Raw genomic sequence first — 21632 nt, 5'->3', positions numbered from 1 at the left:
GCGCCTGTGCTTCAGGGCGGGGTTGTCCCGCTCTGCTCCGCCAGTGCGTTAAAGCTTTCTGTAATCAGATCCAGCGTGGTCTGGGCGGCGGCACTCAGCCGCCGTTGCGTATTATAGAACAGGGAGAAGCCAAGAGGCCGGATACCGGACTCTGTTATCGGCACAAAGCAGAGTTCCCCGGCTTTGACCTCATTCATCACATCCATCTGGGTCAGCATGCCAACGCCTAATCCGCTACGGATCAGCGCCTTGATGCTGGCAATGCGGTTGCTGGTAAAGGTGGGGTTCAGGCTCAGACTGTGCTGAGCCAGCCCGTCCTGAATGGCCGCACCCACGGCGAGCGTGCTATCCGGCAAAATAAGCTTGCTGCCGGTGGCATGGTTCAGCCGGGCGTCTTCTCGTTGGGCGAGAGGGTGGTCGGGTCGGACAACAAACCCGATGGCAGCCTGAAGTGTGCTGACAATGCGGACCTGCCGTGAAGATTTCCCCGCGAGGGAAATCCCGAAATCAACATCATTCCGGCTGACGGCCTGCCAGATGGCTTTGAAATCCAGTGTCTGAAGCCTGAACTCCACGCGGGGGTGCCGCTTGGTTACGTCAGAGAGGATGTCGGGGATTAACCTGTCACTCACGGCTTCAATCGCGGCAATTTCAACCACACCGCCATGCAGGCCTGAAAGTCCGTCCAGCCGGGACTGGAACTGCTCAAAATCCCGCTTGCCGGAGATAATGGCCGCCAGCAGCAACTCCCCGGCGGTCGTCAGGCTGAGGCCGGAACTGTGCCGGTGGAAGAGCGGGGTTTGCATGTCCTCTTCCACTGCCAGAATTTGCCGGTTTACTGCGGAGGGAGACACATTGAGAGCAGAGGCCGCCTGCCGGATGGAGCCTGTCTGTGCCACCATCTCAAAATAGATGGAAAACCGCGAGAGTGTAAAAATGCGACCGGGGTTTCGCACGGCGTATCTCCAGACAATGCAGCAGGCAGCGGTATCAAAAATCCTGCTGTAAGACTGTTGGCGGGGTGTCGATAAAAACGCAACAGGGCGTCGCATTCTTTGTGGTGGACGAACGCTGAAAATGAGATGATTCTGAAACGATATACAGTATGACGAAGGCGAAGGGGCCGCCCCTCGGTCCGTCAGCGTTACGCCCCGCGCAAGAGGCCCCGGTCACCCGGCATGATAAGGCTTTTATGGTGCAGAAATCCGGGAAAATGTTCCAGCAGGAGAGCGCAGTTTATGCGGCAGTCTATCCGGTTTTATCTTGGAAATGTGCGTCACGAGATCGCGGCGTTCAGCCCGACGCGGACCGTGCTGGACTGGCTGCGTGAAGACAAGCGGCGCACTGGCACCAAGGAAGGCTGCAATGAAGGCGATTGCGGAGCCTGTACGGTTCTGGTGGTGCGGCTGGAAGGGGACACACTCGTCTGGCGGGCCGTCAATGCCTGTATCCAGTTTTTGTGGATGCTGGATGGGGCGCAGCTTTTCACGGTGGAAGACTTGCGGAGCCCGGAAGGCGCGCTGCATCCGGTGCAGCAGGCTATGGTGGAACTGCACGGCGCACAGTGCGGGTTCTGCACACCGGGTTTTGTCATGTCGATGGTTGCGTATTGCAAGACGCCGGGTGCTTCGATGGAAGAAGACGCCATTAACACGGCACTCGCTGGTAATCTGTGCCGCTGCACCGGCTATGCGCCCATCGTGCGGGCCATGAAGCGGGCCCTCAGTCTGCCGGGGGATGTGCTGGATACGCAGACAGAAGCCATCAAAACGCGGCTCAAGGCTCTGGCTGACGGGCAGACCGTGGAGATCAGCGGACCGGAAGGGCGGCTCACGCTGCCCGGCAATGCGGATGCGCTGGCCACGGCTTATCTGGCAGACCCACAGGCAACATTAGTGGCGGGCGCGACGGATGTTGGATTATGGGTCACCAAGGGGCTGCGCACCCTGCCGCATGTGATCAGCGTCGGGCTGGTGCCGGATTTGCGCACGATTGAACACACGCCAGACGGGCTGAGGGTCGGTGCTGCCGTAACCTATACGCAGGCGAAGGAGGCCATTGCCGCCATGCTGCCAGATGCGGGGGAGGTTATCCGGCGCATTGGCTCCACTCAGGTGCGGAATGCCGGCACGGTCTGCGGGAATATCGGCAACGGCTCCCCTATTGGAGACGGGCCTCCCGTTCTGCTTGCCGCCGGAGCCGTGCTGAAGCTGCGATGCGGAGAGGCGCATCGGAGCCTGCCGCTGGAAGAGTATTTTCTGGCCTATGGCAAACAGGACCGGAAGCCGGGCGAGTTTATTGAGGCTGTTGTAATCCCTCAGCCCCAGCCCGGCATGGTTTTCCGGGCTTATAAGATTTCCAAACGGTTTGATCAGGATATTTCCGCCGTTCTTGGGGCGTTTGCTCTGACGTTTGAGACAGATGGGCGGATTGCGTCGGCCCGTATCGCTTTCGGCGGGATGGCCGCTACACCCAAACGGGCCGCCGCGACGGAAGCCGCCTTGCAGGGGCAATTCTGGACAGAGGCCACGCTCAGGGCGGCGCAGGACGCGATGAAGGCGGATTTTGAACCAATTTCCGATATGCGCTCCAGCGCATGGTATCGCCAGACGGTTGCGGGGAATTTGCTGACACGCCTGTTTGCGGAAACCGCGCCGGACTATGCAGGCGCAGAAACCCGGCTGGCCGGGTGGAAGGAGCAGGCCTATGTCTGAAGCTCTTAAACTTGAGCAGATGCCGGTCGCGCCCATCGTCCCCGGTGGTGCGTCCACAAGTCTGCGTCATGAAAGTGCCCGGATGCATGTGTCCGGGAGTGCGGCCTATATTGATGATCTGCCAGAGCCGCAGGGGCTGCTGCATGTTGTGCCGGGTCTGAGCACAAAAGCGCATGCGCGGATTGTCTCGATGGATCTTGAGGCCGTGCGGGCTGTGTCCGGTGTGGTCTGTGTGCTGACAGCGGCGGATATCCCCGGAGAAAATCAGATCAGCGCCGTGGGGAAAGGTGATGAGCCTCTGCTGGCTGAGGGAGAAGTCTGTTTTTACGGCCAGCCTGTTTTTGTTGTGGTGGCGGAAAGTCGGGGCGTCGCGCGGCGGGCCGCTAAACTGGCAAAAATTGAGTATGAAGACCGTCCCGCCGTGCTGAATATCGCGCAGGCGCGCGAGGCTGGCGGTGAACTGGTCTGGCGCCCGCTGGTGATGAGCCGCGGGGATGTGGAGGCTGGCCTGGTGGCGGCTCCCCGGAGGCTTTCCGGGCAGGTGACCATTGGCGGGCAGGAGCATTTCTATCTGGAAGGGCAGGCAGCACTTGCCCAGCCGGGTGAAGAAGGGGAGATGCGCGTCTGGTCCTCCACCCAGCACCCGACGGAAACACAGCATATGGTGGCGCATTGCCTGCATGTGCCGAGTAATCTGGTCACGGTGGAAGTGCGCCGTATGGGCGGGGCGTTTGGCGGCAAGGAATCTCAGGCCAATACGCCCGCCTGTCTGGCGGCCATTGCGGCCCATGCGACCGGCCGTGCCGCCAAAATGCGGCTCGACCGTGATGATGATATGATGATGACCGGCAAACGCCATGATTTCGTGATTGATTACGATGTCGGGTTTGATGATGAAGGCAACATCCTTGCGGTCGATATGGTGCTGGCGGCGCGATGTGGCTGGGCGGCGGACCTTTCCGGTCCGGTGGTGGACCGTGCCCTGTTTCATGCCGATAACGCCTATTTCTACCCGGATGTAAGCTTCCGCTCGGAGCCGTTGAAAACCAACACGCAGTCCAACACGGCCTATCGCGGCTTTGGCGGCCCGCAGGGTATTGTGGCAGCAGAGCGGGTAATTGAGGAAATTGCGATCGCAACCGGGCTGGATCCGCTGGATGTGCGGGTGCGCAATGTCTACGGCACGGGCACACGTAACATCACGCCGTATCATATGACGGTGGAAGATTCGATTGCCGCGGAGGTCATGACACAGCTAGCAGAGCGTTGTGATTACCGTGAGCGCCGTCAGGCGTTGCGGGAGGCCAATAAGAGCAGCCCCTTTATCAAACGCGGCATTGCGCTGACGCCCGTTAAGTTTGGTATTTCCTTCACCGCAACCCATTACAATCAGGCTGGTGCGCTGGTGCATGTCTATACGGATGGGTCCGTGCAGGTGAATCATGGCGGCACGGAAATGGGGCAGGGCCTGCACACCAAAATGGTGCAGATTGCCATGCGGGAATTCGGTCTGACGGAAGACCGGGTGCGGATAACGGCAACCACAACAGGCAAGGTGCCCAATACCTCCGCCACAGCCGCCTCAAGCGGCGCGGACCTGAACGGGATGGCCGTGCTGGATGCGGTGCAGAAAATCAAGGCGCGGCTGGTCAGTTTTGCGGCTGAACACTGGAGTGTGGCGGAAGAAAACGTGCGGTTTCTGCCTGAGGGCGTTCGGGTTGGTGAGGAGGTTATTCCTTTTCCCGAACTGACAAAGGCCGCGTATTTTGCGCGTGTTTCCCTCTCGGCAAACGGGTTTTACAAAACGCCCAAAATCTCATGGAATGCCGCTACAGGGCGCGGGCGGCCTTTTTACTATTTTGCGTACGGTGCGGCCTGTGCCGAGGTTGCTGTTGATTTGCTGACTGGCGAAAACCGGATTGAGCGCGTCGATATCCTGCATGACGCCGGACAGTCTCTGAACCCGGCGATTGATATCGGGCAGATTGAAGGCGGGTTTGTGCAGGGCGCCGGCTGGCTGACAATGGAAGAGCTGGTGTGGGATGAGTCCGGGCGGCTGCGGACGCATGCCCCAAGCACGTATAAAATCCCCGCCTGTTCTGACCGGCCCCGTATTTTCAACGTGGCCCTGCTGGAAAATTCCCCTAATCAGGAAGCAACGATTTTCCGCTCCAAAGCCGTGGGCGAGCCTCCTTTTGTGCATGGTGTTGCGGTGTTGCAGGCGATGTCTGACGCGCTGGCCAGCCTGAATGCTTACAAAACCTGCCCCCAGCTTAATGCGCCCGCCACACCGGAACAGATTTTGCGTACCGCTGAGCGGATGCGCAGTCAGTGCCAGCCCTGAGGCGGCCGCGGCATGAAGGAGCTTTCCACAAGACTGTCAGACTGGCACCGGCATACTGGCCCGGTTGCCTGTGTGCAGGTGGTGGAAGCGCGCGGCTCTACCCCGCGTGAGAGCGGGGCCTTTATGCTGATTGGAGAACACTGGCAGGCCGGGACGATTGGCGGCGGGTGTCTGGAATGGGACTGCGTGCACCGGGCCAGAACCCTGCTTGACGCAGGGGATGCTGAATGGACCCATAGTTTTGTGCTGGGGCCGGAAACCGGGCAGTGCTGCGGGGGACGGGTAGATGTGCGCATCTCCCGGCTGGATGCCGCGCTTGCCATACGCCTCCAGCAGCATCTGGCCGGGCAGGAGCAGGCGTGGCCTGTGCTGGTGCTGTTCGGGGCTGGGCATGTCGGGCGTGCTCTTGCGCGGGCGCTGTCACCTCTTCCCCTGCGGCTGATCTGGGTTGATCCGCGCCCGGAGGAATTTGGTGTGGTGCCGGAAGGCGTTGAGGCACGAATGACCGGAGCATGGGAGCAGGTTCTGGCGGAGATTCCTGCCGGGTCGGGCGTTCTCGTGTTGACCCCTAACCATTCTCTGGATGCGCTGATTGTGGCGGCCGCTCTGGAGCGGGGGGATCTGTCTTACGTCGGGCTGATAGGCTCACGCACCAAGCGCCGCCGGTTTGAAGCCGGTTTTCGGGAAATCGGCTTACCTGAAGAGCGTATTGCCGCGCTGATCTGCCCGATCGGGGATCGGGGGGTGCGGGATAAACGCCCGGAAATTATTGCGGCGCTGGTGGCGGCGGAACTGATTGAACGCTTTCTGCCTCACCCTCAGCAGGTCGCCTGAAGCGCTTATCTCCGGCGCATCTGTCTGGCGCGTAAGTGTCAGGTTGTGAGACGTCATTGGGATGGTGTAGCGTGGGCGATACCGCGTTACGCTCCATGGTTTTCTTCCGTCTGCAAGGAGAGCGAATGATGCTTCAGATCCATCCACAGGCACGCACGACACCAGCCGTCCGGGCTGACATAGCGCGTTCGTCAGAACCGACATCCGTGCTCGCCAGACGCTACGGGATCAGCGATGAAACGGTCCGCAAGTGGCGCAGGCGTGGTTCAGACGCCTGCCAGGACCGCAGCAGCCGCCCCCTGAAACTGGCCTGGAAAGCCTCGGAGGAAGAGCGTGCCATTGTCTGTCAACTCCGGCGTTCGACCGGTTTTGGCCTGGATGATCTGACCTTTGTCGTGCGGCATTTCCTGCCGCATCTGAAACGGGACACTATCTGGCGTATCCTGAAAGATGCTGGACTGAACAGGTTACCTCCCGCTTCAAAGGCCGGGCCTGTGCGTGGACAGGGAATATTCCGGGATTACGATCCCGGTTATGTCCATATCGATGTAAAACATCTGCCTAAATTGCAGACAGAAGATGGAGAACGGCGGAAACGTTTTCTCTATGTCGCCATCGATAGATGCTCCCGCTCGGTCCATCTGGCCGTCTATGACGCGGAGAATGCCGATAATTCCGTCGATTTCCTCAAAGCTGTCAAAACCACCTTTCCTTTCCGGATCACCCATATTCTGACCGATCGTGGCTCCTGCTTTACGGCGGATGCCTTCGAAAAAGCCTGTCATGACATGGGAATCGACCGACGCCGGACCAAAGCTTACTCCCCTCAGACCAACGGAATGGTCGAACGCTTCAATGGCCGTGTCGCGACAGAGGTGTTACCGGTCTGTGTCTCAAGCCATAAGAATCTGGAAATTCTGCTCAGAGGCTTCTGTTTCGCTTACAATCATCGCCCGCAGCGTGTTCTGGGCGGCATAACTCCCGCCCAATGCATCATGTCGTGGCTTGAAAAACATCCCGCGTCTCGTAATCCTGATTACGTCAAACCAGCCAATCGTGACATCATGAAGCAGATCGACGAAATCCTCGATTATGCCAATGACGTCTCACAACCTGACACGTAAGTCTATAGTTGCCAGTCACTCACGAGTTGCTGCCCGCTTACCCTGCTGGGCTGCTGGTTTCCGGACGCTCGGCCATGAGCGAGACATGGGCGGCAATAATTTTCCAGCCCTGCTCTGTCAGCACCCATGTCTGCATCTGCCGCCCGATGCGGGATGATCCCTCGCGCTGGAATTCCAGACTGACAACAGCGGAGGTTTCTCCCCATGTTGTAATGGCACGGCGCAAGACCCTGCGTGGCGGAGAGCCGACGCTCCGTGCCCGGCGGAAGGCGGCAATTTCCTCCGCGCCATAGAGGTTTTCTCCCACACCGTAACGCACTGTTTCTGCTCCGTCGTAAAAAAAGGCATCCAGCGCGGAGAGGTCATTCTCGCCCAGAGCTTTTTCATAGGCATCAGACAGTGCCGTGATTTCAGCCACCAGAGCGGGCGCATTGAACATGATCAGAGGCTTTCAGTGTGGGGTGCGGAATGAGAAAAGGTGCCGGATATCCCCTACGGAGATATCCGGCACCTTTTTTGAAGACTGGACCGACTTTCGTAAAGAGGGCGGTCAGAAGGACGTGGAAATTGTGCCCGTCATGGTAAAGCGTGGTTCCAGCATAAAGGCATTTCCATAGCCGGTGTAAGCGGCTTTGCTGCCGCTATAGACGGTGCTGGTATCATGCGCGCTGTAGACGGCTCCCATAGCCCCGGAGCGGACAACAGAGCCTGTCAGGTTGGTAAAATTCAGCTTGAAAGTTGGGGATTTCAGGAACCCGACGGGTTTGAAATGATAGCCGAGAGAGAGGGAGTCCGTCACGTAGCCGGGGATACGCTGGTCATTGGCAATGGAGACAGATTGCGGACCGGTGTAATGCACGGCACCGTTGGCAAAAAATCCTTTATACGTATAGGTCAGACCGAAGTTAGCCATGATCCGTGGCGCCATGACGGCCTGTGTCCCTTTGGAACGCAGCATGATGTTCTGATACGGGTCAAAAACATTGCTGTCCTGAGTGGCGTGCAGATACTCCACAGAGGCATAGGGGCTGAAGCCGTGGATTTCCCGCCCGGCAATCATGAAGTCAAACCCGCGCATGGTCTGGTTGCCGATGGAAAACGGCTTGAAGCTGTTCATGCCCAGATACTGGTCCACAATGCGGTTCGTCACGTTGTAGTTAAAGAAGGACAGGTCAAGCAGCATGTATTTGTTGTGATACCGGTAACCCAGTTCTTCCTTGATGGAATACTGGTTTTTCAGCATCGGTGCGCTGGCGGAAAGCCAGCCCATATCCGTGGCACTCGGCTGGCGGTAATCCCCTTCCGCATTGATGTAAATCTGGCTGTTAGGGTCAATCTGATAGCTGATGGAAAGCTGGGGCAGGGGAGCTGTGGTATTGGCCCCGGAGCTGTTGCCGGGGATCCAGTTTTTATTCTGGCCGCTCCAGCCCCTGTTCCATGCGTTGGACATGACGAACTTGAAACCGGCATTGATCAGCAGCTTGTTGTTCAGGTAGCGGGACTGGTTCTGGATGAACAGGGAATGGAGCTCATACCCGGCATTCTGCCCGTACATGGCGCCGCCCACCGCATATTTTGCCCAGTTCGGGCTGGCCGCGGCACCGTTATCCATCGTAACGCTTTTGGGGTAGCCCTGAATGGTCTGGTTATTTTCATACCAGTAGCCAAGCGTCAGGTGGTTATGGCTGTCAATCTCGTAGCTCAGCTTGGCCACAGCCCCCACCTGCCGGGCTTCATTTTCCAAAAAGAAGCTGGTCATGTTGGTGCCTGCGGGCACCGCAGCGCCCCCGCTATTATGCGTATACTGGCCTTCCGTCGCCACGCCTCCGGGAGAGGCGTCCCAGCCCTGACCCATGCTGAAATAAGGCTGGAGGTCGAAATTGAATTTCTTGGGCAGAACGATGTGGATGGGAGCTGTCAGGAAGATCTGGTTCCAGTGGTCGTTATTGTTCTTCCAGTAATTGACGTTCTTGGGGTCAGCCGAGCGACCATAGCCGTTGCCGGTATGTTTATATTCAAAAAATTCCTGCGCCGTCGGGTAATTGTCGATCGTGAAATCAGCGGAGTTCCATGACAGGAAAAGGCGCGCGTTAGAGCCGTTCTGCCAGTCTTTCTGGAGGCCGAAATCAATATGTTTCCGCTGATTGATGCCTGCTCCCATCCAACTCCGGGCATGCGCGTTGGAAAAGGAGAAATAGCTTTTCACGCCGCTTTTGCCGATCTCACCAGACTCCAGACGGATAAATTCGCGTGAGAGGTTATTGGTGCCGTAAGAGAAATCGACCATGCCGCCCGCTTTTTCAGCCGCCCGGTGCGTGCGCGAGTTCATCACACCCCCCGCGGCGGACATAACGGGCATATCACGCGCGGCACTGCCGGGAGTGACGCTGACTTCCTCAAGGTTTTCGGAATCAATATCTTCCGACATATATTTGGCCGCAGCAGCCGGTGCGCCGTCCACCATCAGCGCCATATCCAGATCAGTCAGGCCGCGAGACTGAATCTGTCCGCCTTCCATGCCGGAGCTATCGGGCGTCATGACGTTCAGGCTTGGCAGGTTTTTAACCAGATCAAGCGCTGTGGATGTCGGGCTGCGCATATTGATGTAGGCTTTTGTCACTGTCTGCACGGCATGCGGCGCTGTTTCCTGCCGCATCATGCCACCGCCACCATTCAGCGCCTGACGGCGGGACGCGACGGAAATTTCTTCCTCCCCATGTGCGAGCATAGGGCCGGTGGCACGGCGGGGAGCACTGTGGGGCTGCACTGCTCTGGCAGGCGCTGCTTTGCTTGCCCGGTGATGCGCCGTGCTGCTGTGTGAGGTAGCGGTAGCAGCCTGCGCGTATGCCAGCATTGCCCATGCGCTTACAGCCCCGGCCAGACTTGTCAGAAAAAAACGGGGCGGACGACGGACCGGCGTTGTAGCGGACAGGCGTGGGGGAAAGCATTGTGAAGGCATGCGGAATTTTCCTGTCAGGAGGCGCAGCAGGCGGGAAAAGAGAAGGGAACAGTGCGGGTAAAAAACGGAGAAATGTTACGTTCAGGGGAAAAACCGAAGTGCCAGCCTCGCTGCAGAAAGGGCGCAGGAGAGGAGGAATAAAGCCGCATTTCTCTGTCCGGTATGTCTGTGGAATGATCCGTGACCGATATATAAAAGACCGGAGGCGTTCGCACAAAATAAAAAAAAGCACTTTAGCGTTGCCAATATCAGAGCAGCTATGTTCCAGCTTTGCGCCGCGCGGGAACGTGGAAACGCCGCTTTTCAGGATAAAGCATAAATATCAACCTATAGTTGCAACATCTGTATTCAAATAAATACAGACAACTGCCATAAACTCTTTATTTTGAAAGAAAAGTGATTTGCTGCGCGACTATTTAAGTGATCTGTATCAATTCAGATTTTGGCGAAATACTCTAAATATCCGTTATGCGGTTTATCGATGCGTAACTGAAGGCGTAGTGCAATGACTCTGGGAAGACGGCAATTTCTGAAAGCTGGCGGTACATGTGTTGCCGGGGCCAGTGCCCTCGCGCTGGGTTTTGCACCGCCTAAAGCTTACGCAGGGGATTCCCGGCAGTATAAGCTGGTGCGGGCGAAGGAAACCCGCAACAACTGCACATACTGTTCCGTGGGGTGCGGTATTCTGATGTACAGCCTTGGTGATGGCGCAAAGAATGCCAAGCCAAGCATTTTCCATATTGAAGGGGACCCGGACCATCCCGTCAGCCGTGGCTCCCTTTGCCCCAAGGGGGCGGGGCTGGTTGACTTCATCCACAGTGCCGGGCGCCTGCATTATCCGGAATATCGCGCGCCGGGGGCGAAGGAATGGAAACGGATCAGCTGGGAAGAGGCGACAGACCGCATTGCCCGCCTGCTGAAGGATGATCGTGACAAAAATTTCATCGAACGCAATGAAAAAGGTGAGCTCGTCAACCGCTGGTTGAGTTCGGGCATGCTAGCCTCTTCTGCCGCGAGTAATGAAACCGGGGTGCTGGATTTCAAATTCGCACGCGCGCTGGGCATGTTAGGGCTGGATTGTCAGGCCCGCCTGTGTCACGCGCCGACCGTTGCCGCTCTGGCGCCGTCCTTCGGGCGCGGCGCAATGACCAACAACTGGGTTGATATCAAGAACGCCAATGTTGTGCTCATTATGGGCGGCAACCCGGCGGAAGCGCATCCGGTCGGCTTTAAATGGGTGATGGAAGCCAAAATCCGTAACGGCGCCAAGGTGCTGGTGGTGGACCCGCGCTTTAACCGCAGCGCGGCGGTTGCGGATTTTTACACTCCCATCCGGGCCGGGGCGGATGCGGCGTTCATGCTGGGCGTTGTGAACTACCTGCTCACGCATGATAAAATCCAGCATGACTATGTTAAGGCCTACACCAACGCCGCTCTGATTGTGCGGGAAGACTATACGTTTGATGAAGGGCTTTTCAGCGGTTACAACGCCGAAAAGCGCACATATGACAAATCGTCCTGGACGTATGAACGGGATGAAAAAGGCTTTGCCCTTCAGGACCCCACGTTCCAGAACCCGCGTTGCGTGATCAATCTCCTGCGTAAGCATGTGGAACGCTACACGCCGGACATGGTGACGCAGATGTGCGGCACCCCGGTAAAAGACTTCTTATATGTGTGTGAAACGCTGGCATCCACCAGCGTGCCAGATCTGACGTCCACCTTCCTGTTCGCACTCGGCTGGACACACCATACCAGTGGCTCTCAGGTGATCCGCTCAGCAGCCATGGTGCAGTTGCTGCTGGGGAATATTGGCATGGCCGGGGGCGGCATGAACGCCCTGCGCGGGCATTCCAATATTCAGGGCTATACGGACCTTGGTCTGCTTTCCCTACGTCTGCCGGGGTATCTCAACCTGCCGTCTGACAAACAGCAGGATATGGCAACTTACCTGAAGGAAACCACACCTGCGGCTGATCTGCCGGGACAGGTGAATTATTACCATAATACCCCAAAGTTCTTTGTCAGCATGATGAAGACTCTGTGGGGCGAGCACGCTACCTCTGACAACAACTGGGGCTTTAACTGGCTGCCAAAATGGGACCGCAGCTACGATATGCTGGCCTATTTTGACATGATGTATCAGGGCAAGGTGAACGGCTATATTGCGCAGGGGTTCAACCCTCTGGCGGCTATGCCGGACAAGAACAAGACCATTGCGGCGCTGTCTAAACTGAAATTCCTTGTCTCTATTGATCCGCTCAGCACGGAAACGGCCTCGTTCTGGCAGAATGAGGGCCAGTTTAATGATGTGAAGACAGAAGACATCCAGACAGAAGTCTTTCGTCTGCCCGCAAGCTGCTTTGCTGAAGAAAACGGGTCTATTGTCAATTCCGGGCGCTGGCTGCAATGGCACTTTGCGGGTGCGGCACCCCCGGGAGAAGCCTGGCAGGACAGCCGCGTTATCGGGACGATTTTTACCAAAATCCGTGACCTGTATAAAAAGGAAGGCGGCGTCTGCCCTGAGCCTGTCCTGAACATGCAGTGGAACTATAAAGACGCGGAAGACCCGACGCCGGAAGAAGTGGCGCGTGAGTGCAACGGATACGCGCTGGCGGATATTACGGATGATCAGGGGAAGGTTGTGGTCCCCAAAGGCCACCTCCTGCCTGACTTCTCTGTTATGAAAGATGATGGTACAACCTCCAGCTTCTGCTGGGTGTTTGCGGGATCCTGGACGGAAGCAGGCAACCAGATGGCCCGCCGCGACAATACAGATACCGGCCTTGGCAGCACGCCCGGCTGGGCATGGGCATGGCCTGCCAACCGGCGTATTCTGTATAATCGTGCCTCCATGGACCCGGATGGCCGCCCGTGGGACCCCAAACGTCAGATTCTGGAATGGGATGGCAAACGCTGGGGTGGCTCAGATGTGCCGGATTATCCGCCTACATCTCCGCCGGGCAGCGGGGTCAGCCCCTTTATCATGCTGCCGGAAGGTCTGGGGCGTCTGTTTGCCTGTGGCGGCATGTCTGATGGCCCGTTCCCGGAGCAGTATGAGCCGACAGAAACGCCTCTTGCCAGTAACCCGCTGCACCCGAAGGTGACGTATAACCCGACGGCGCGTGTGCTGAAGGACGATCGTGCGCGGATGGGGGAACAGAAAGATTTCCCTTACGTGGCAACGACCTATTCCATCACCGAGCTGTTCCGCCACTGGACAAAGCATTCCCGCCTGAATGCCATCGCGCAGCCGGAGCAGTTTGTTGAAATTGGGGAAAAGCTGGCCGGACGCCTGAATATTGCCGCAGGGGATAAAGTCAAAGTCTCCTCCAAGCGCGGCTATATTGAGGCCAAGGCGGTGGTGACCAAACGCCTGCGCACCCTGAACGTGATGGGGCATGATCTCGACCAGATCGGCATCCCCTGTCACTGGGGGTTTGAAGGGGCAACCCGTAAGGGCTTCCTTGCCAATACCCTGAGCCCGGCGGTGGGGGATGCAAACACCCAGACGCCCGAATTCAAGGCCTTCCTTGTCAATGTTGAAAAAGCCTGAGGTGGAATGATGGGAATGCAATCACAGGACATCATCAGGCGGTCCGCCACAAACGGTCTGACACCGGCTCCGCAGGCGCGCGACCATCAGCAGGAAGTCGCCAAGCTGATCGACGTTTCCATTTGCACCGGCTGCAAAGGCTGTCAGGTCGCATGTTCAGAATGGAATGATCTGCGGGATGAAGTCGGCCATAACGTCGGTGTTTATGATAACCCGGCGGACCTGACGGCGGAAACATGGACCGTCATCCGCTTTGATGAAGTGGAAGATGAAAGCGGCAGGCTGGAGTGGCTTCTGCGTAAGGAAGGCTGCATGCATTGCGAGGAGCCGGGATGCCTGAAAGCGTGCCCCAGCCCCGGCGCGATTGTGCAGTTTGCAAACGGTATTGTGGATTTCCAGTCTGACCAGTGCATTGGTTGTGGCTACTGCATCGCTGGTTGCCCGTTTGATGTGCCGCGTATCAATAAGAAAGATAACAAGGCTTACAAATGCACCCTGTGTGCGGACCGTGTGAGCGTTGGGCAGGAGCCCGCCTGCGTTAAAACCTGCCCGACCGGCGCGATCTCTTTTGGTTCCAAGGCCGACATGAAGGATCTGGCCGCAACCCGTGTGGCCGAGCTGAAAAGCCGTGGGCATGAAGGCGCTGGCCTGTATGACCCGCAGGGCGTTGGCGGCACACATGTGATGTATGTGCTGACCCATGCGGACAAGCCGGAGATGTATCATCGCCTGCCCAAAGACCCGCATATCAGCCCGTTTGTGCGCGGCTGGAAAGAATGGCTGAAGCCGGTAGGGGCTATTGGCTTCATTGCCACTCTGGCCGGGGCCTTTGCGCATTACGTCGGGGTTGGCCCGAATACGGTCGATAGTCCGGAGCCTGAACCTGTCAGGCCGCCGGAAGAAAAAGAGACTGTGGAGGCATCAGAGACGGCTCAGGGCGATCACCCGGCAGGGAGAGAATAACCATGGACACCAAAAATCTTATCCTGCGGACAAAGTTCATAGACCGCATGTGCCACTGGACCATGGTGGCCTGCTTCTTTCTGGTCGCCATGTCCGGGCTTTCATGGTTTTTCCCTAGCCTGAGCTGGATGAACGGGGTGCTGGGCACACCGCAGCTTGCGCGGATGCTGCACCCGTTTCTTGGCACTGTGGTGTTTGTGCTGCTGATCTGCATGTTCTTCCGCTTTGTGCATCACAACATGCCTGTCAGAACAGACGTGACGTGGTTTCGGAATATTGTGGATGTTCTGATGAACAGACACACAAAACCGCTGAAAATTGGCAAATATAACGCCGGTCAGAAAATCCTGTTCTGGTGCATTATGCTGCTGATCAGCGCTCTGTTCGCCACCGGTATTGTGGCGTGGCGGCCTTATTTTGCCGGGTATTTCCCCATTCCGGCCATTCGCCTTGCCCTGCTGGCGCATTCTTTGGCAGGTCTTGGGCTTATCCTGCTGGTTATTGGTCATATCTATATGGGCATCTGGGTGCGCGGGTCCGTTACGGGGATGCTCACAGGCTATGTTTCCCGTGCATGGGCCAAACAGCATCATGACCGCTGGTATGAAGAAGAGGTTGCACCCTCCAAGGATACTCCGGCAAAGCATCATTCATGATCAAAGACCGCACAGATATCCCGGCACTCGATAAACGGGTGCCGGGAGTTCCCGATATTGAGCCTGTTCTGTTCCCCAAGCTGGATGCGCTTTACGCCCGCCGCTCGTCCCGGCTGGAAGAACTGGCGTTCGAACTGGTTAAAGAGGCCGTTCAGAACGAGGCCTCTTCCGCTCCGGCGGATGAAGTCAATGCCGGGTATTTTGGGTTCCTCGCGACCCTTGTTGCGGCACAGGGCCGCATACTGGCGCACAGCCCTCTGAGCCTTACAGAAACTGCCCCCATTCGGGCTCTGCTGCGTGGGGGCAATACATCGCCTGAAATCCCCTCACAGGAGATGCTGGAAAACACGCAGTACTGGCAGAAAGCCTTCGCGGCCCTTGTGGGGGACGCCGGGGATCATCTTCCGGCCGAAACGCAGGACGGCTTGCAGGCTCTGGCAGCAGAACCACCGCAGGTGCTCGCGGCGCAGGCCTATGCGCTGCTATCCGGCCAGTATGATCAGGTTAACGCCGGGGCCGCAGTCTTTTTATGGGCCGCACTCTCTGTGTTCTGGGCGCAGGCAATCGCTTTGCTTGCACAGGACGATGCGACTCTCCACCAGCGCCGTTCCGAAGGGGGCGCGTGCCCGTGCTGCGGCGCACCTCCTTCTGGCTCACTGGTGCTGACAGGGGATCGTGAAGGGCTGCGTTATCTCCAGTGCAGCCTGTGTGAAACCCGCTGGCATAAAGTGCGGGCCACATGCAGCGTGTGTGATGAGACAGGCCATATTGATTACTGGTCCTTTGAGGACACAAACGCGCCGATACAGGCCGAAACTTGTGGGGACTGTAAGAGCTACGTGAAGCTCTTCCGGCTGGACCGGGACCCGGCACTGGAAATTCTCGCGGATGATCTTGCAACCGTGGTGCTGGATGCCGCGCTGGAAGAGCAGGGCTTTATCCGGGCGGCGCTGAACCCGTTTTCCTTCCCGGCCTGAGATGTGCGCGGAACGCGCGCGTCACGGGCAGGGGATGCTATCAGAACAGGATTTTTTCTGAACAATGCGGAACAGTTTTAGGGACATAGTGGCGTGTGACACCGCATTGGGGCTGATCGCCGCCTGTGCGGAGCACGTCTCTGTGCCTGCTGTCAGTGTTCCGCTGGTGGAGGCCGCAGGCTGTGTTGCCGCGGAAGATATCCGTGCACTGACCCCGCGCCCGGAAGCCGATATTTCTGCCATGGATGGGTATGCGTTTAACCACGCGGCCATGCAGGCGGCTCCAGCGGGCCTCCCTGTTGCTGGCCAGATTGCCGCCGGGGCCCTCCCCGTTCCTCTGCCGGACGGGCAGGCGCTGGGTATTCTGACGGGTGCGCGGCTTCCGGCCGGGGCGGATTGCGTTATGGCTGCGGAGCGGATGTCTCTGAGCAGCACCGGATATGTCTCGCCAGCCAAAGTGCTGGCGGATCAGGGCGCTAATATCCGCCGGGCGGGAGAAGAGTTTTCCAGCGGTGCTGTTTTGCTGAGCAAAGGCACACGTCTGGACTGGCGGCATGTCGCACTTCTGGCCTGTCAGGGTATTTCAGAGGTGCAGGTTATCCGGCCCGTGCGGGTTGCTGTGGTCTCAAACGGGGCGGAACTGGCGGCTGATGCGTCAGACGCCCGGGCAGATTCAAATTCTCCCATGCTTGCGGCCTTGCTGCGGGAGGCCGGAACTGAGGTTACGCTTTATTCCGTTCCCACAGATAACGAGGCAAAGCTCAGCGCGACACTGGCTCAGGCATGGACGGGGGTAGATATTCTGGTGACCACTGGCGGTATTTCCGTCGGCCAGACAGATCATGTTCTGGATGCGCTGCATGGTCTTGGCGCTGAAACGGTCTTCCGGGGGGTAGCCATTCGTCCCGGCAAGCCGTTAACCGTCATGGCACAGGGGCCGCGTCTGGCGTTCTGTCTGCCCGGCAATCCGGGTGCGTCCGCCATCTGTGCGCTGGTGTTTTTGTTGCCCTGTCTGCGCGCAATCATGGGGCAGCAGCCTCAGGCGGCCCTGCTGCCGGGTGTTGCGGATTTCGCTTTCACGCCGGTTGTCAGCACAACACATTTTCTGCCGGTCTCGTGCGTGCCGGGGGCGAACGGGGTCCGTCTTTCTCTGCTGCCGACTGTCGGCGCGTCCGATATTATCGTCTTTTCCCGTGCAAATGCCTTGCTGCGTGTGGACCCGGACAGGCCGGTCCAGCCCGGTCAGACACGCTGGGTTCTGCCGCTTCAGCCTAACGGGATCTGAACGGCGCGTTCGATAATAAAATCGGCCAGTGCATCCGTATTATTCAGGTCCAGTGCACGTAATGGGGCGGGAACGGCCTCGGGCGTATCTGTTGCCACGGCAATAATGTTGTTTTGTGTCTTGAAGAGAGGGTCTTTCCCCACGCAGGGCCGGTAGATTTCAAGGCAGGCTGGCACAGTGGTGTGAAAGCCTTCAATCAGGATCAGATCAACCGGGGCCATACGGGAGACAAGATCCGTGAGAGTGAAAAGATTTTCCGGCTGGTGATGTTGTAAAACCCAGCGGTCAGGCGTGGCCAGCATGACTTCTGATGCCCCAGCTTCCCGATGCACAAAGGAATCTTTTCCCGGTTTGTCGATATCAATGCTGTGGTGTGTGTGTTTGATTGTGGATACCCGCAGCCCTTTTGCACTCAGGGCAGGGAGCAGTCGTGCCACCAGATGCGTTTTGCCAGATCCGCTCCGGCCTGTAATGCCAAAAATGGCCTGATGCCGGATCGTATTGGTCACCCTGTTTCTCCCGCCTGTCTCGCCTCGCTTTACCATATGCATCAGAGCGGGGAAGGGGAGGCTGCACACATGCGGTATCAGGCATGTCATGAAAATGTGCATGGCAAGTCTGACGGATTGCGGGAGAGAGGCGCGGTGTCGTACGGGCCAGAAGCTGTATAATGCTCTGCATGGATGAGCAGATAAAAACCTCCCCGCCTGAACCGCGCAGCATGATCCACGTTCGTGGTGCGCGTGAGCACAACCTCAAAAATGTCGATGTCGCCTTGCCGCGTGACAGGCTTGTGGTGTTCACCGGGGTTTCCGGGTCCGGTAAATCCTCGCTGGCGTTTGGCACGATTTATGCCGAGGCGCAGCGGCGTTATCTGGACTCTGTCTCGCCCTATGCGCGGCGTCTGTTCAACCAGATGACGGTTCCTGCCGTGGACGCTATTGATGGCCTCCCCCCGGCGGTGGCCTTGCAGCAGCAGCGCGGCGGGAGCAGCGGGCGCTCGTCCGTCGGGAGTGTGACAACCCTCTCCAATCTTCTGCGGATGCTTTACTCCCGCGCAGGGCATTATCCTGCTGGTCTGGCGCGGTTGGAAGCGGAATCCTTTTCCCCCAATACGCCCATGGGGGCCTGCCCCCGCTGCCACGGTATGGGGCAGATTTATGATGTGACGGAGCAGACGCTTGTGCCGGATGGCAGCCTCACCATCCGCCAGCGGGCCGTCGCTGCATGGCCAACGGCATGGCAGGGGCAGAACCTGCGGGATATCCTCATTACGCGCGGCGTCAATGTTGATACGCCATGGCGTGATCTGCCGCAGAAGACCCGGGACTGGATCCTGTATACGGAAGAGACTCCAACCGAGCCGGTTTATCCCGGCCTGACCCATGCTGAGGTGCAGGAGGCAATCCGGCGGGGTGAGCCGCCAGCCTATAACGGCACGTTTACCGGCGCACGGCAGTATGTGCTGCAAACTTTTACAAAGTCCCAGAGCGCGAAAATGCGGGCTCGGGCGGCGTCTTTTATGGTCAGCGCGCCGTGCCCGGTCTGTCATGGGCAACGCCTTAACCCGGATGCGCTGCGGGTCACGTTTGAAGGGCGTAATATTGCAGAGCTTTCAGAGCTTCCGCTCAAGCATATTCAGCAGGCCCTGCGGTCTGCTCTGGCCGGACTGACGCAGCAGGATGCCACAAGTCTTGCCGCGCGTGGCATTGTCGGGGCGCTGATCGAGCGGATTGATGTGCTGCTTGATCTTGGCCTGGGCTATCTGCAACTCAGCCGCCCGGTTCAGACCCTGTCTCCCGGTGAATATCAGCGTTTACGGCTTGGCACACAGATCCGCTCCAATCTGTTCGGTGTTGTATATGTGCTGGATGAACCGAGTTCCGGCCTGCACCCGGTAGACACGCAGGCGCTGCTGCGGGCACTGGATGGCCTGCTTGCGGCGGGCAATTCGCTTCTGGTGGTTGAGCATAATCCGGATGTCATTCGGCGTGCGGACTGGCTGGTAGATGTTGGGCCAGATGCCGGGGAGCGAGGTGGCCGCGTTCTCTATAGCGGGCCGCCTGAGGGGTTAAAGGCTGTTCAGAACTCCCGCACACGGCCTTATTTGTTTAATCCGCCCACGCATCGGGATGCGCCTCCACGCAAGCCTGCTGGCTGGCTGGAACTGTCCGGCCTGTGCTGGAACAACCTCGATAATGTCCGCCTGTCCCTGCCGCTCGGCGTGCTGGTGTCTGTTACAGGGGTATCTGGTTCCGGGAAGTCCAGTCTTGTCGGGCAGGCACTCGTCTCGGTGGTCGCAAAAGCGCTCGGGCAGCCAGTCACAACAGACACGCAGACAGATGATGGCACGGATGCTCCTCTGCTGGAGGCTGAACCCGGCCAGCCTGCGGGTACAGTGGCGTCTGGCCTGAGCCGGATCAAACGACTGGTGGTGATTGACCAGAAACCCATCGGGCGCACCCCGCGCTCCAATCTGGCAACCTATACCGGGCTGTTTGATCAGATCCGGCAGGCTTTCGCGGCAACACCGGAAGCCAGAAAGAAGCGGTTTGACGCTGGCTGGTTCTCTTTCAACGTCGCCAAGGGCCGCTGCCCCAAATGTGAGGGCGTCGGGTCAGTCATGGTGGAACTGCTCTTCCTGCCGAGTGTGTATGCGCCCTGTCCGGAATGTCATGGCACGCGCTATAAACCTGAGGTGTTGGAGGTAACCTTGCGCGGCAAGACCATTGCCGATGTGCTCGGGATGAGCGTTGATGAAGCACATGACTTCTTTGCACCCGAACCCGCGATTGCGCATGGGTTTGATACCTTACAGCAGGGCGGTCTGGGGTATCTGCGGCTTGGTCAGCCCGCAACCGAGCTGTCTGGCGGGGAGGCGCAACGCATCAAGCTGGCGACAGAATTGCAGAAGCGCCGTTCCGGACACGTGCTGTACGTGCTGGATGAACCAACAACCGGTCTGCATCCGTCAGACGTGGACCGTCTGATGCGTCAGTTACAAACCCTTGTTGATCAGGATAACAGCGTGGTGCTGGCCGAGCACGATATGCGCGTGGCGGCAGCGAGTGACTGGGTGATTGATATGGGGCCGGGGGCAGGTGAAGACGGCGGCCAGATTGTCGCGGCTGGCACACCCAAGGACGTCGCGGCCGAGCCTCAGAGCAAAACAGCGCCATTTCTCGCGCGTTACCTATAATCGGGCGCTTTCCGGATTGAGGCCTTTATGCCTCTGGGGGAGGCGGAATGCTTTAACCGCCCATCCTCCGATTACACGGCAATAAGCTGCCTCGCTAACGGCATGAGCGTATCACGGGTGAGGGGGGCCAGCAGGGCCACCGGGGCGTGCGCCGGATCAACCCAGAGGACTTCCGCAATCTCTGCCTGTGCGGTGACGGGTTCGGCCAGCATAATCCGGAACACATCGGCCTGAATAAGATGGCCCGGTTCATTCGCCGCCTCTGCCGTGAACGTCCCCAGAAAATCGTTCTGGTCTGGGGAGACTGTAATACCCAGCTCTTCGCTCAGTTCTCTGATAACGGCCTGAGCGGACGTTTCTCCAGCATCAATCTTGCCGCCTGCCTGCATGAAGAACCGGGAGCCGTGCTTCCGGACCAGAAGCGTCTGACCGTCCTGATTAAAAATCAGAGCAGTTGCAATACGGATAATGGTACGCTGGCTGGCAGACGACATCAGGAACTTTGCTCCAGAAAACATGAGGGGGCTGGACATATCAGCACACACATTCCCTTCCCACCATAAGATCCGGGGAGGGGAGCGATGCTTTCTGTCGCTCCGTGTGAGGAAACACCGGGAAGGGACTGAGAAAAAGGAACTTTTTTCAGAGAAAATGAAAAATAAACGAATGTTAATGAGGTTAAAGGGGCTAAATATGCCCCTCACAGAGTCCGTTTCCCGCAGTTTTCCGGGCCTTACAGGACGTTCCATGGCGCCTGTTGACAGTGTGTGTCTGATCGCTTAGAAACCGCTTCACCGGACGAGATGACGGTTGGCAGCGGCCTCTGGCTCTGCTAGGTTAGTCGGCTCGATTTGGTGAATTGGTCTTTGACAAGAGAATACGAGAGAGGGATATGCTGACGGCGTATCTTTTTGATCTGATGACCTTTTAGGTTGTTAGGTTAAGGGGATCTGACTGAATTTCTGATTTGGTCATGACGTTTGTTAGTATATCTTGCATATGCGTTTTTAAGACAGACGTT

Annotated in this window: 15 protein-coding genes; 10 read left to right on the top strand and 5 right to left on the bottom strand. The window is 58.0% G+C overall.

Going from position 1 to position 21632, the window contains the following annotated elements; translation table 11 throughout:
* Positions 1-11: 11 nt before the first annotated feature.
* Positions 12-956 (bottom strand): LysR family transcriptional regulator, encoded by a 945-nt coding sequence (locus KP699_RS10460; RefSeq protein WP_215762564.1) that lies wholly within the window; start codon positions 954-956, stop codon positions 12-14.
* Positions 957-1238: 282 nt separating this feature from the next.
* On the opposite strand from KP699_RS10460, the gene xdhA reads away from it, so the two are divergent.
* From xdhA to KP699_RS10440, 4 genes are all read left to right on the top strand, one after another.
* Entirely contained in the window at positions 1239-2714 is a 1476-nt protein-coding gene (gene xdhA, locus KP699_RS10455; protein WP_215762563.1) for a xanthine dehydrogenase small subunit, read from the top strand.
* A complete protein-coding gene (gene xdhB / locus KP699_RS10450) occupies positions 2707-5058 on the top strand; it encodes a xanthine dehydrogenase molybdopterin binding subunit (protein WP_215762562.1) in 2352 nt (783 codons plus the stop codon). The genes xdhA and xdhB overlap by 8 nt, the downstream gene beginning before the upstream one ends.
* A 12-nt stretch (positions 5059-5070) precedes the next feature.
* On the top strand, positions 5071-5892 hold the full coding sequence (gene xdhC / locus KP699_RS10445; protein ID WP_215762561.1) for a xanthine dehydrogenase accessory protein XdhC: 822 nt from the start codon (positions 5071-5073) through the stop codon (positions 5890-5892).
* 128 nt (positions 5893-6020) lie between these two features.
* Positions 6021-7016: an IS481 family transposase gene (locus tag KP699_RS10440; RefSeq protein ID WP_215762585.1), complete on the top strand. Its 996-nt coding sequence runs from the start codon at positions 6021-6023 to the stop codon at positions 7014-7016.
* A 37-nt stretch (positions 7017-7053) separates the two neighbouring features.
* Here KP699_RS10440 and hpxZ read toward each other — a convergent pair whose 3' ends face one another.
* Both hpxZ and KP699_RS10430 read right to left on the bottom strand, forming a co-directional pair.
* Positions 7054-7455, bottom strand: a complete 402-nt coding sequence (gene hpxZ / locus KP699_RS10435) for an oxalurate catabolism protein HpxZ (RefSeq protein WP_215762560.1) — start codon at positions 7453-7455, stop codon at positions 7054-7056.
* A 111-nt stretch (positions 7456-7566) separates the two neighbouring features.
* Entirely contained in the window at positions 7567-9870 is a 2304-nt protein-coding gene (locus KP699_RS10430) for a TonB-dependent receptor (RefSeq protein ID WP_252346962.1), read from the bottom strand.
* A gap of 610 nt (positions 9871-10480) precedes the next feature.
* Here KP699_RS10430 and fdnG point away from each other — a divergent pair.
* From fdnG to KP699_RS10405, 5 genes are all read left to right on the top strand, one after another.
* Entirely contained in the window at positions 10481-13531 is a 3051-nt protein-coding gene (gene fdnG / locus KP699_RS10425) for a formate dehydrogenase-N subunit alpha (protein WP_212362979.1), read from the top strand.
* Between the two features lie 9 nt (positions 13532-13540).
* Positions 13541-14494, top strand: a complete 954-nt coding sequence (gene fdxH / locus KP699_RS10420; RefSeq protein ID WP_252346961.1) for a formate dehydrogenase subunit beta — start codon at positions 13541-13543, stop codon at positions 14492-14494.
* 2 nt (positions 14495-14496) lie between these two features.
* Positions 14497-15150, top strand: a complete 654-nt coding sequence (locus KP699_RS10415) for a formate dehydrogenase subunit gamma (protein ID WP_212362976.1) — start codon at positions 14497-14499, stop codon at positions 15148-15150.
* Positions 15147-16127 carry a formate dehydrogenase accessory protein FdhE gene (gene fdhE / locus KP699_RS10410; protein ID WP_252346957.1) on the top strand — a complete coding sequence of 327 codons (981 nt, stop codon included), beginning with the start codon at positions 15147-15149 and terminating at the stop codon, positions 16125-16127. Before KP699_RS10415 ends, fdhE begins: the two co-directional genes overlap by 4 nt.
* A gap of 64 nt (positions 16128-16191) precedes the next feature.
* Positions 16192-17412 (top strand): molybdopterin molybdotransferase MoeA, encoded by a 1221-nt coding sequence (locus KP699_RS10405; RefSeq protein WP_215762558.1) that lies wholly within the window; start codon positions 16192-16194, stop codon positions 17410-17412.
* Here the strand turns inward: KP699_RS10405 and mobB are convergent.
* Complete coding sequence (gene mobB, locus KP699_RS10400; RefSeq protein WP_212362966.1) at positions 17394-17921, bottom strand: molybdopterin-guanine dinucleotide biosynthesis protein B; 528 nt, start codon at positions 17919-17921, stop codon at positions 17394-17396. The genes KP699_RS10405 and mobB overlap by 19 nt on opposite strands.
* Before the next feature lie 212 nt (positions 17922-18133).
* Here mobB and KP699_RS10395 point away from each other — a divergent pair, with 212 nt between their 5' ends.
* The gene (locus tag KP699_RS10395; protein WP_252346956.1) at positions 18134-20611 is read left to right on the top strand and encodes an excinuclease ABC subunit UvrA; all 2478 of its coding nucleotides are present in this window, start codon (positions 18134-18136) and stop codon (positions 20609-20611) included.
* A gap of 71 nt (positions 20612-20682) precedes the next feature.
* Here KP699_RS10395 and KP699_RS10390 read toward each other — a convergent pair whose 3' ends face one another.
* Positions 20683-21105, bottom strand: a complete 423-nt coding sequence (locus KP699_RS10390) for an NUDIX domain-containing protein (protein ID WP_215762556.1) — start codon at positions 21103-21105, stop codon at positions 20683-20685.
* Between the last annotated feature and the right edge of the window lie 527 nt (positions 21106-21632).

Source organism: Acetobacter sp. P1H12_c (assembly GCF_018811975.1).
GTDB lineage: Bacteria > Pseudomonadota > Alphaproteobacteria > Acetobacterales > Acetobacteraceae > Acetobacter > Acetobacter persici.
Note: the sequence above shows the minus strand (reverse complement) of the source record. Positions and strands in the feature narration are given on the sequence as shown.